General features: G+C 54.7%; 11 protein-coding genes. 6 read left to right on the top strand and 5 right to left on the bottom strand.

From position 1 onward, the window contains the following. The first annotated feature begins 29 nt into the window (after positions 1 to 29). From MFF26_RS10400 to MFF26_RS10385, 4 genes are all read left to right on the top strand, one after another. A complete protein-coding gene (locus MFF26_RS10400; protein ID WP_238307947.1) occupies positions 30 to 593 on the top strand; it encodes a recombinase family protein in 564 nt (187 codons plus the stop codon). A gap of 182 nt (positions 594 to 775) precedes the next feature. Further along, positions 776 to 1,264 (top strand): Ros/MucR family transcriptional regulator, encoded by a 489-nt coding sequence (locus MFF26_RS10395; RefSeq protein WP_238307946.1) that lies wholly within the window; start codon positions 776 to 778, stop codon positions 1,262 to 1,264. Between the two features lie 333 nt (positions 1,265 to 1,597). Further along, positions 1,598 to 3,124, top strand: coding sequence for an ADP-ribosylglycohydrolase family protein (locus MFF26_RS10390; protein ID WP_238307945.1), 1,527 nt, complete (start codon positions 1,598 to 1,600; stop codon positions 3,122 to 3,124). Beyond that, on the top strand, positions 3,124 to 3,492 hold the full coding sequence (locus MFF26_RS10385; RefSeq protein ID WP_238307944.1) for a hypothetical protein: 369 nt from the start codon (positions 3,124 to 3,126) through the stop codon (positions 3,490 to 3,492). Before MFF26_RS10390 ends, MFF26_RS10385 begins: the two co-directional genes overlap by 1 nt. A 50-nt stretch (positions 3,493 to 3,542) precedes the next feature. Here MFF26_RS10385 and MFF26_RS10380 read toward each other — a convergent pair whose 3' ends face one another. Both MFF26_RS10380 and MFF26_RS10375 read right to left on the bottom strand, forming a co-directional pair. Next, positions 3,543 to 6,065, bottom strand: a complete 2,523-nt coding sequence (locus MFF26_RS10380; RefSeq protein WP_238307943.1) for a hypothetical protein — start codon at positions 6,063 to 6,065, stop codon at positions 3,543 to 3,545. 586 nt (positions 6,066 to 6,651) lie between these two features. Beyond that, positions 6,652 to 7,689: a site-specific integrase gene (locus MFF26_RS10375; protein ID WP_238307942.1), complete on the bottom strand. Its 1,038-nt coding sequence runs from the start codon at positions 7,687 to 7,689 to the stop codon at positions 6,652 to 6,654. 175 nt (positions 7,690 to 7,864) lie between these two features. Between MFF26_RS10375 and MFF26_RS10370 the strand changes: the two genes are divergently transcribed. Continuing rightward, the gene (locus tag MFF26_RS10370; RefSeq protein WP_238307941.1) at positions 7,865 to 8,011 is read left to right on the top strand and encodes a hypothetical protein; all 147 of its coding nucleotides are present in this window, start codon (positions 7,865 to 7,867) and stop codon (positions 8,009 to 8,011) included. Positions 8,012 to 8,098: 87 nt separating this feature from the next. On the opposite strand, the gene MFF26_RS10365 is transcribed toward MFF26_RS10370, so the two are convergent. Together MFF26_RS10365 and MFF26_RS10360 are read right to left on the bottom strand one after the other, a co-directional pair. After that, positions 8,099 to 8,575: a prepilin peptidase gene (locus MFF26_RS10365; protein ID WP_137830567.1), complete on the bottom strand. Its 477-nt coding sequence runs from the start codon at positions 8,573 to 8,575 to the stop codon at positions 8,099 to 8,101. A gap of 9 nt (positions 8,576 to 8,584) precedes the next feature. Beyond that, positions 8,585 to 9,394 (bottom strand): hypothetical protein, encoded by an 810-nt coding sequence (locus tag MFF26_RS10360; RefSeq protein ID WP_238307940.1) that lies wholly within the window; start codon positions 9,392 to 9,394, stop codon positions 8,585 to 8,587. Positions 9,395 to 9,619: 225 nt separating this feature from the next. On the opposite strand from MFF26_RS10360, the gene gspG reads away from it, so the two are divergent. Continuing rightward, positions 9,620 to 10,075 (top strand): type II secretion system major pseudopilin GspG, encoded by a 456-nt coding sequence (gspG, locus tag MFF26_RS10355; protein ID WP_137830587.1) that lies wholly within the window; start codon positions 9,620 to 9,622, stop codon positions 10,073 to 10,075. 171 nt (positions 10,076 to 10,246) lie between these two features. Here the strand turns inward: gspG and MFF26_RS10350 are convergent, their stop codons facing one another. Next, a complete protein-coding gene (locus MFF26_RS10350; RefSeq protein ID WP_137830588.1) occupies positions 10,247 to 10,840 on the bottom strand; it encodes a GNAT family N-acetyltransferase in 594 nt (197 codons plus the stop codon). Positions 10,841 to 10,844 lie beyond the last annotated feature (4 nt).

Raw genomic sequence — 10,844 nt, 5'->3', positions numbered from 1 at the left:
CTAACCGGGTCTAGAGCTTGGAGTGACGCTTGGCGAGGATCGGGTACGCACGGTGCAGTTCGTTGGATCAATCCCTCGACATTCAGATCGAACGGCTCAAGGTCGAGGGATGCCAGCCGATCCGTTCAGAGAAGGTGTCCGGTGCTTCGCGTGAGGGTCGCACCGAACTAGCTGCCATTCTCGATTTCATTCGCGAGGGTGACGAACTGGTCGTGGTCCGCGCTGACAGGCTTGGCCGTGATACGCGCGACGTTCTCAATATCGTCCACGAACTCGATCAGCGCGGCGCATATCTGACCGTCCTCGATCCGCACGTTTCAACCCGTGGCGAGAGCGGGAGGATCGTCCTGACCGTCCTTGGGATGGTGAGTCAGATGGAGCGCAGGTTCATCCTTGAACGACAACGCGAAGGCATCCAAGCCGCGAAAGCGAAGGGTCTCTATAAGGGTGGGACACGACGGGTGGACCGAGAGAAGGTTATGGCGATGAAGGCAGAGGGGTATGGTCCCGCCGCCATAGCCAAGGCTCTCGGATGTTCACGGATGCAAGTCTACCGGATCATTGATTCGGAGGCCCAGAAACAAAACATCTGACAGTGACGCGAGAGGGCACGGCGGACTGGTTGGCCGACAGGCCGCATCCGACCGTTCGTGAGCTTGAGGATGACCCGCTTCTCGGCTGCCAAACATGAAACGTTCGATAGCGTACAATCATCCAGTAACGTGTTTTTCATTTCTGCATATATGTAATCATATGTTATATAATATAGGTAGACATGTGGCGACTGCTTGAAGCAGTCTTCGTCTATAGCAATATTAGAGTGTTTGCGGCTATGCATAAGAATAACGAAGTTGGTGAGGACGCGCGCGACAAGATTGCCGACCGTATGACTAGTATCGTGGTGGCTTATGTTAGTAAAAATATTGTATCAACAAATGAGCTTCCTGATCTGATACACCGCGTTCATAGTATTCTTGCTAACTTGGCATCTGGGTTAGATGCCCCGAAGCCCGCTAATCATATTGAGAAACCCACACAAGATCAAATAAGAAAATCAATCAAGCCAGACGCTCTGATTTCGTTTATCGATGGAAAGCGATACAAGCTGCTGAAACGACACTTAAAACAGCATGACATGACTCCCCAAAGTTATCGTATTAGATATGGATTACCGGACAGCTACCCAATGACCGCTCCGGAATACTCGGCTCGGCGGGCTACCATTGCAAAAACAAAAAAGCCAAGACCGCCACGGGCGCGCTAAATGATCAGGAAGAAGCGCGCTAATATCAATGGTACCCAACTACGATGATCTAACTGCAAGCGCCTTCTTATCATCGATCAAGGCTGAATCATTTCCGAACTGATATAATACGCATCAAACAGCGTTGTTGTGTCAACGTTGAGAGCTTTTGCTTCGATACTTCATATAGAGCTTAATGATACTATTTTTTGCGTTTGGTACTTTCCTAATGCTTACGGTGTGATAAGCAACAAGGGTCGATCGGCTGCGATTGGTTGGCTATCAGTCCCGTCTTTCCTATTAATGTATTTGTATAAGTGTTTTGTTTCTGCCATCGTGAGCGCGGAGGCACATATGAGCGAGGACAGATACCATACATTTTCTACAGCATTTGGGCGTCAAAGTCAGCTTAAGCCACGTACTAGTGTTACGCATCCCTTGCAGATAGCGACGATCCCTTTATCCGATGGATTAGGACAGATCGGCGTCACTTTCTGTCCGGGCAAAACCCAGGCGGACTCTTTCACCGGCTCGTGGTCTCGAAATCTCCCAACGGACATCCGGGCGATCTCCGAATGGGGCGCAACAACACTAGTCGCACTGATCGAGGATCACGAGATCGAGGCCCTACAGGTTCGCGGGCTTGAGGCGGAATGCCAGCTTCAAGGTATTGATTGGCTCCACCTACCTATCCGTGACGTTGCAATACCCTCTGACGAGTTTGAAGCAGCATGGGTGACGGTCGGCGAAGGGCTCCGGTCACGCTTGCGGAACGGCTTCAACGTTCTCGTCCACTGTAAGGGTGGGTTGGGTCGAGCCGGCACCATAGCGGCAAGGCTGCTGGTCGAGCTTGGCGTCGATTCTGAGGTTGCCATTCAGAGGGTACGCGAGGCTCGTCCAGGCGCTATCGAGACGGTCGAGCAGGAACGCCATGTCCACGGTATTCGGCCAATCTCTGAACGCCTCCCATCAACAACACTAGACACGATCCGGGACCGTGCGCTTGGCGCCCTCGTTGGCTTGGCCGTGGGTGACGCTATCGGAACGACCGTAGAGTTCCAGCAGCGAGGCACATTCGATCCCATCACAGACATGGTTGGCGGCGGTCCCTTCGATCTCAAGGCGGGTGAATGGACCGACGATACCTCAACGGCATTGTGCCTTGCGGACAGTCTGATTGCGCATGACGGCCTCGATGAACGCGACCTTCTTGAACGTTTCTGCCGATGGTTCAGGGACGGTGAGAACTCCGTCACGGGACACTGCTTCGATATTGGCAACGTAACTGCGACGGCCCTTACCCGCTTCGAACAGATTGGGGACATCCACGCAGGTCCGACGGATAAGATGACCGCAGGGAACGGCAGCCTGATGCGTCTGTCACCGATCTCACTACGCTACTGGACCGATCCTGATCGCTTGAGGGACGCAGCAAGACGGCAAAGCTACACGACCCATGGCGCTCACGAAGCAGTGGACGCCTGTGAAGCCTTTTCTACGATCCTTGCCGCAGCGATCCAAGGAAAGCCTCTCACGGACGTTCTGAGCCCATCCTACGACCATCCTCTCTGTGATGGCGTGCAGGCGATCATCAACGGATCATGGAAAGGGAAGCACCGGGACGCCATCCGATCCTCCGGCTACGTTCTCCATTCCCTTGAAGCTGCCCTATGGTGCATGGGATCGTCAGGCAACTTCTCGGGGGCCGTCCTCAAGGCGGTGAACCTTGGCGATGATGCTGACACTACGGCGGCGATCACGGGCCAGCTTGCCGGTGCGTTCTACGGTCTGTCAGGCATTCCCGAACGATGGCGGCAGATGCTCGCCTGGAATGATCGGATCGAAGGGTTGGCGGATCGTCTCTTCACGGAGAGCCTATGATGAGTGACGAACCCTTCATCCCCTATGCCGTGATCGAGACAGCGAACTGGCCGCCCACGTCGCTTATGACGATATGGGCGATAGGAGCGGTGAATCTAAAACGTATCGATTTCGACCTGTCGCAGCCGGAAGACACGTACATCGATCAAGCATTGGCAGGACTACAGGCCAAGCTTGATCGATATGGGGGCACGGAACTCCCATCGTTCGGACGACCGGTTTCAATCATCATCAACCTTGCTCCCAATCGAGGTATCCGCATCGGTCTAGATGGTTCGACCCTGGCCGACCTTGATTGGGAGATGACGATAGGCACAGTTTCTAAGTCGTCGAACGACAGAAAAGTAGATTTAGGTGTCACAAAGTAGTGTATTTTCGGGATAACCCGAGCATTATATTCTCGGGTAATCCTTGGTTGTTACAGAAAATGATGATGACGTGACTGATGCCAGCGTCTAAGCCCGGTCATCAATCGGTCTGCCTGCCGCTGCCTGTCTTTCGGCGAACAAGCGGATCGTGCTGCCTCGGACAGACGTTCGGAGATCGCTCGAGGATGAAGCTTCATAGCATACAATGAATGATACAGGGCGAAGAGCGCATCATGACCCTCACCCGGTAATACTCCTACACGGTACCATTCATTCATAGATGCATCGATACCCGCTTGTTGGTCAGGGGTAATGGTCAGATCACCGTCCTCATCCAAGTTGTCAAACGCTGAACCAATCAGTTCATCATCGTCCGGAGCGATTCGGTTGATAAGCCAACTATCTACGTCAAGCGCCATACGGCAATCCCCCTTGTACTCCTTGAAGAAACTTCCTGATTGGTCTTGAGCCTGACACGGTAGAGCGAAAACAGCACATGGGTGAGGAAGGTGATCAATACCGTGATAGATGCCTTCAAGGGTTTTCCTGCAAGCGGCATCTAAAAGCTTCTGAGATCGATACCCTTTTGATTCGAGGACATAGATTATCTCAGCGTAGACCAATCTATATTCATAATCAGTCATCACTCTACTCGTTGGAATGTATATGCGGAATCGTGGCCTATCTTTGGTGTGGCTGAAAGTATTATAGGCAACAAAATGAAGAAGCGGGAATGATCGAGAGAAATCACCATGAGTCATCGTTCCCTTCTCAATATCAATCCAGATACCTCGAACGAACTCGACATTGATGTTGCCTCTATTTGTATCAGTGGATTTATTGACGTCAAACATGGCACCGCTTACACATGGTATTTCGTTTTTGCTTGTGTATACATTTTTAGAATGGTCCCTTAGATATGTGATGAACTGACTTTCCGTTTTGCAGATGACATATGGATCAGTTGAAAAATAATCCCTAAAGTATGACGCCCTAAATCGGGCGACGAAATGACTTATATCTTTTATAGCTGATTCGTCGCCATTCTCGAGATAATCAATCCCTTGAAAGTATGAGGCATCAATGTTCTGGGCGAAGCCCGAGGCGAGTGAAAGCTCGACTCGAGAACGATTCTTGGATGCATTCTTTCTTTCATTATCAGTTTTATGGGTGCGCTTCCTACCGACCTGTTTGCGCACTGGTTGAACGAGTCCAAGTGATTCAACACGCGATCCTGGAAAGATTTCACTTAACCAGTCGGCTGTGTCTTTAGAGGCAACTATCCAAATCTTGTTATGGGCTTGATCATTTTGGCGGATGGATGTTCGGCAAATCGCTTGATATACACTGTGATTGGTGAATGCAGTGAACTGTTTATCATCGTCGAAATCGAAGTATTCCCTCAGGAACCTACTTGCTTCTGGCGTCTGGTTCGCGGCAATGATAGTCACCGCATGATGAATATCCTTGTAGCAGTTCAGACCATGAGAAATGCCGGGTATTAGATTATCTCCTGCCAGTTTACCGAGGGGACTCGTCAACTTAACATCGTTGTTTTCAACTCTCACAAATCTGTCATTTCCTAGTCGCTTGGTTGCAGCCGCGATTATTGGTGTGTTATCGCCACCAAGACGATCACGTAGATACTTTGAATATCTAACTTCGTACCCGTAGTAAATCGCAATGCTTGGATTGTAGGGGTGGATAAGAGAAGTAGTGTCTGAGTGTAGTTCGCGAGATTTCTTCAACTTAATACCTGATTTGGACCAATGATGGTAGGCAAATGTATCCTCAAACCTTGCGGCGGATATCGTAACGCGGTCGAAGCCTCTCAGCAGATTCGGACTTAGGATTGAGAAGATTGATAGTCGTCCGTCATTTGAAGATTTTCTTTTAAGAGTTTCGAACTTTTCGATATTAACGTAGCTATCATAGTTGGGTGAAACTAGGATTTTCGCTAAGTCTTGCACTTGTGCTAAAATGGAGTCTTGGCTTTGATTTCGCGCAGTCATACTCAAAGCATGGTGATTTGTAACTTCAACACGACTATATGCGCTGGCGAAGTCAACAAGCTGAACGTGGTCAGTGATGATAGTGTGGTTGACCGGAAGGCGATCATCAAAAGTTTCAAACGCATTCGGGCATTCGTCCAAGAATACTGCCCAATCTTTCCTTCGGTGAAAGTAAGGTAGGTTGATGAGAGTTCTATGGCTGACAAACAACACTACCCCGCCAAGATCGGCATTGTTGAGGTAAGCCATAACCCTTGAACTTACATTGACACTGTTCCCATCGTCTGAATGAAACTTGTGCACGGTTATCAGTGGAAATCGAAAGCTAACCTCTTGGAACGTCTCGTCGATCAGTCGAGTTGTTGGTTGAACAATAAGGCACTTTTGCCCTCTTGCTGCTCGCTGACAGGCTGCGCTTACAATATCATACGTCTTTCCGCCGCCAGCCCTACGAGAGTCATAATAAAACACACAGTCTTTGGACTGCCATTCGTGAGTATTATTGTCTAAAATCTCGTCTGAAGCTGCAAGTCTGCCGGTGTTTTGGGTTTGATTATACATTTTGTGCGTTGATCATCCTGTAAAAATGCAATACATTGCCGACATAAACTCAGTATGCAAATACGTGAGTTCTCATCGCCGCAATAATATGGCAATCATCCTTGCTGATAGCTGATATTGTGCGCCGAGAGCGCTAATCAGTGAGTCAGTAATGACAGAGCAATGTTCACAAAAGAATAGTAGCCAAGGGTGGGAGGACGATTATGCCGGAACGCGCGCCTCAAATAGCTGCATATGGTTCGACGTCAGAAACGATAGCTGCTCAGGTAAGATCAGTGCGAGTTCGTTTGTCCGATCCTGCACAAATATCGGACAATACGAGCGCGGATGATTTGCGATATTAAAGGCTTTCAGCTTGTTATAAGAGAAGCGGTTGAAGATATACTTTCACTAATAACCTGCTTATATAACAGCCGTTGCAGAGCGATTGCGTTAACGTTGCAAAGTCGGAAGATTTTACCAGCGTAAAGAAGCATTGGTAAAGACGGTGTTTGATATATTGGTCCGACTGGTGTTGCGCGATTGCATTCAATCGCGTCCAACAAACATAGTGCATAGGTCGCATGCCCAAATCAGTTGCTTGGCATTATTCTCTGTTGCTGGACAAGACAATAGCGGCGGCCTCGGTCAGCCTTAAAAGCTTTTGGCTCACGTTCTCAGGCCGAATATGGGTGTATTTCATCAGCATCTTCGTATCACGGTGCCCGCTGATCAAAGCAACCTCCGGTATGCTTAATCCTAGCTCAAAAAATCTGCTTATCGCTTCGTGACGAAGATCGTGATATTTAAAGTCTATAAGACAACAGCGACGAATAACCCGACGCCAAGCCATCTTTATTGCAGCTTCTGTTGTTGGGAAAATACGGGAGTCCGAATGATGCTTTATCGACCGCTGCGCCTCGATGATTTGTAGTGCTCTGGGCGTGAGTGGGATCGTCCGAGCGTGACCATTCTTCGTTATATGTATGAGAAGCGTTTTTTTGTTCCAGTCGATGTCTTTCCATTGCAGAGATAATACTTCACCCCGTCGCATTGCAGTTTCAATACCGAGTTCCACCATAGGCAATAACTGCGCGTTCCCGGATTGTGCACACTCATTTCGCAGGCATTCCCATTCGCCCGCCTCTAGTCGTCTAGTCCTGCTTTCAGCAGCCTGCGGCTTTTTAGACATTGCGACTGGATTGGATTGTAAAGGAAGCTCCCATTCGTTGCGAGATACTCCAAGTGCGTGTTGTAGTATGCTTAGTTCTCGGCGAACTGTTCCGGGTTTAACGGTAGCTAGGCGGTTCTTGATGTATTTATTTACGACCGCAGCTGAGAGAGATGATAGTTTAGTTTTGGATATGTCCGATCTTAGCATCACCCGAATCGCAACGTATTCTCTTACCGCTCCACGTTTGTTTGGCGTAACCTCATCGCGATATCGGATAAGGATATGACTTACTGTCATTGAGTCGAGAACTTTCAACCCGACCGGCAGTCCACGTCGAACGGCTTCTGCTTCAAGGGACCGACTCCAAGCTTGTGCATCTGCTTTCGTCAGGAACGTTCGCGATAGGGCCCCTGAACCCTTGATACGGACTTGGGCCTGCCATTTGCCGTTACGCTTTCTGATCGTAGCCATCTGCCGTCCGTTGTGACCCAAGTGTGACAGAACCGTCGAACAATCGTTTTCACTAGCTTCGTGCGTACGTTGTACATATGCTCAAGCCTATGATTGGTAATGGTTTTTAGCTACCGCGCTCGGCTTCGGCGCTGCGGCGGTTTATCCGCTCGGCGTCCAGTTCCGGGCCGAGGAGATGCACGAGACCCAGACCCGCCAGCGCATCGACCGCCTGCTGGCGCTGATGACCCCGCTGGTCACCGTGACGGTCGGCGGCCTGATCGGCGGTCTGATCATCTCGGTGATGGGGGCGATCACCAGCGTCGGCCAACTGGCGCAGTAGGTCCGAAGGGACGGTCCTTCGGTGTTTGGGTCTCGGGCGTCGGGATCAACCGCGCACCGCTCGTCGGGGCTTGAGGGCGACGGAGCGTCAGGGCACGTGTCCCGCGAGCAGGGCGGCGTGCAGCCCGATCGCCAGAAACGGCCCGAACGGCAAGCGGAACGTGCGGGTCACGCGCCGGCCGGCAAGGGCCGCCCCGGCCAGGGCAACCAGGGCCGTCATGCTGGCGATCAGGATCAGGAAGGGCAATCCGCCGAGCCCGATCCAGGCGGTCGCGGCGCCGACGAACTTCACGTCGCCGAAGCCGAGGCCGGTCCGGCCGCGCAGCCGGGCGTAGAGGGCGCGCAGGCCCCAGAGCAACAGGAACGCCGCCGCAGATTGTGCGACGCAGGCAGCCAGAATGCGCGCATCCGGGTTGCGCAAGGCCGCGACGGCGAGGCCGAGACTGAACAGCAGGAGATTGAGGGGATTGGGGAGGATCCGGCGACGCAGGTCGATCAGGCTCAGCGCCAGCGTGATCGGCAGCGGCAGGAAGGCCAGGAGAAGGGCGCCGGGATCGAGTGTCATGCGCGGGGTTCAGCGTCGGCCGATGAGCACGATGCGGCTCTCCGGCACCTGGGTGAAGGTCATCGGCACCGCCCGCATCGGATGGGGCGGGGGCGTATCGCCGAAATCGAGCGGGCGCGAGTCGGGGGAGGGCTTCGCCATCTCGCCGCGGGCGCTGCGGGCGAGCAGGTATTGCCAGAACGCGAAGGCCCCGAGGGCGGCGGTGACGACCGCCACCAGCCAGAGGGAGAGCAGCAGCGCGGTGGAGACGCGACCGTTCAGCTCGCGCATCAGCCCGAGGGCGAAGGCCGCGTACCAGGAGACGCCGGAGACCGCCCCGGAGACGAGGAACACGATGGTGGTCAGGTGCGACACGCCCTCGAACATCGGCCGGCTCACGTCCCGCAGGACGCTCGGCAGGACGAGGGCGTGGATCAGCAGGCCGTTCACGGTCAGGACCAGAACGATGATAAATTTCGCCAGGAGCTTGGGGTTCGACAGCTTCTCCGGGGATTCCACGCTGTAGAGGGCGAGGAAACCGAGGCCGGAGATCCAGAGCAGGACGATTCCGACCGAAACGACCTTGCTGACGAACAGGAAGGTGCGGGCAATCTCCGGCGGCAGGCCACCCCAGCGCATCCACCGCAGGATCCAGAAATCGAGCATCGTCGCCCCGCCGAGCCCGAAGCACAGGCCGATCAGGTGGAGGCCGACGAAGAGGGTCAGGACCCGGATCGGCGGGAACGGCGCCGGCAGAGGAAGGGTCAGGACTTTCGGTGCCGCATCGGCCGCGCTGGCCGGGACGGCGACCAGCAGCAGCGGCAGGACGAGCGCGACCACTGCGACGGGCCGGATCCAACGCTTTGGTTGCGGATGCAGGGCCGATGACATGGGCGCTCGCACGGGCGCGGGGCACAGCCCGCCGGTTCGGTCGGGACCGTCGCAGGAATCCGATAACAAATATCAAATATCAAGAAATCCAGGGGAACGGCGAGCTGTCGGCTCTAGTCAGGGCTTGTTTGGAAATCGTCGCCATTCTGCCCACGGACGGGAGCGGGATTGATGATGACGGACGACGCGACTCGGGACGACCAATGTATCGTCACCCGGTCCGACGCTGACCAGGCAGGGTTCTCACTGGTCGAACTGTTGGTGGTGCTGGCGATCATCGGGATGATCGCCACGATGGTGACGCCGCAGGTGCTCGGCTATCTCGGCCGTGCGCGCGGCGATACGGCCCGCATCCAAGTCAAGAACATCGCCCAAGCGGTCGAACTCTATTATCTCGATCAGGGCACCTATCCGACGGGCCAGCAGGGGCTGCAGGCCCTCGTCCAGTCCACCGGCGCGGGGTGGCGCGGCCCCTATCTGCGGGATGCCCGCGGCCTGATCGACCCGTGGAACCAGCCCTACCTCTATCGCTCCCCCGGCTCCGGCGGAAAACCCTACGAGATCTATTCCCTCGGCAGCGACATGAAGGTCGGCGGCACCGACGACGCCAGCGACGTCACCAGCAATTGAAACCTATTCCGATCACACCCCGCCATCCTGAGGCGCCGAGCGCAGCGTCGCCTCGAAGGAGGGCTCCAGGGATCGCGAGCAGACTGGAACCCTCCTTCAAGGCCCGCTTCACGGGCACCTCAGGATGAGGGGGATGGGTTGGGAACCGGATCGCGCACGTCCGGCCGGCATTCACTCCGCCGGGCCGGCCGGCTCCGGCTTGCGCCAGGATTGGGGCTGGTCGTCGGCGCCGGAGCCGAGCGGACACTGCACCATCACGCTGTCGCTCCAGCGCCCGTACTTGTAGCCGATGGCCGGGAGATAGCCGACGCGGGCGAACCCACAGGCTTCGTGCAAGCGCAGGGACGCCTCGTTCTTCGCGTCGATATAGCCGATCATCTGCCGGTAGCCGCCGGCCGCGCAGGCCTCGATCAGCGCCGGCAGGAGGCGCCGGCCGATGCCCGCATGCAGGTGGTCCGGGTGCACGTAGATCGAGTGCTTGAGGGTGAAGCGGTAGGCCGGGCGCTTGCGGAACGGCACCGCATAGGCGTAGCCGGCCACCTGCCCGTCCCGCTCGGCGACGAGATGGGGCAGGCGCTTGCTGCGCATGTTCTTGCGCCGCCGCTTCAATTCGTCGGGCAGGAGGCGCTCCTCCTCGAAGTCGCCGGTATCCCCGACGCCCTTTCGGATGTGGCGCTCGTAGATCGCGATCATCGCCGGCACGTCGGCATCCGACGAGGGCCGGATCACGATGTCCGGCCAATGGGCCGGACAGCCCCGCTCCATGAGC

It is taken from the genome of Methylorubrum suomiense, from assembly GCF_022179765.1.
Taxonomy (GTDB): Bacteria; Pseudomonadota; Alphaproteobacteria; order Rhizobiales; family Beijerinckiaceae; genus Methylobacterium; species Methylobacterium suomiense.
The sequence above is the reverse complement of the archived record's forward strand: the minus strand, read 5'-3'. Positions and strand labels throughout refer to the sequence as shown.

Excerpts from the sequence above, each read along its gene's own strand:
- MFF26_RS10395 (WP_238307946.1), top strand. The coding sequence starts at position 776 with ATGTGGCGACTGCTTGAAGCAGTCTTCGTCTATAGCAATATTAGAGTG.
- MFF26_RS10390 (WP_238307945.1), top strand. The coding sequence starts at position 1,598 with ATGAGCGAGGACAGATACCATACATTTTCTACAGCATTTGGGCGTCAA.
- MFF26_RS10385 (WP_238307944.1), top strand. The coding sequence starts at position 3,124 with ATGAGTGACGAACCCTTCATCCCCTATGCCGTGATCGAGACAGCGAAC.
- MFF26_RS10380 (WP_238307943.1), bottom strand. The coding sequence starts at position 6,065 with ATGTATAATCAAACCCAAAACACCGGCAGACTTGCAGCTTCAGACGAG.
- MFF26_RS10375 (WP_238307942.1), bottom strand. The coding sequence starts at position 7,689 with ATGGCTACGATCAGAAAGCGTAACGGCAAATGGCAGGCCCAAGTCCGT.
- MFF26_RS10370 (WP_238307941.1), top strand. The coding sequence starts at position 7,865 with ATGCACGAGACCCAGACCCGCCAGCGCATCGACCGCCTGCTGGCGCTG.
- MFF26_RS10365 (WP_137830567.1), bottom strand. The coding sequence starts at position 8,575 with ATGACACTCGATCCCGGCGCCCTTCTCCTGGCCTTCCTGCCGCTGCCG.
- gspG (WP_137830587.1), top strand. The coding sequence starts at position 9,620 with ATGACGGACGACGCGACTCGGGACGACCAATGTATCGTCACCCGGTCC.
- MFF26_RS10350 (WP_137830588.1), bottom strand. The coding sequence starts at position 10,840 with ATGGAGCGGGGCTGTCCGGCCCATTGGCCGGACATCGTGATCCGGCCC.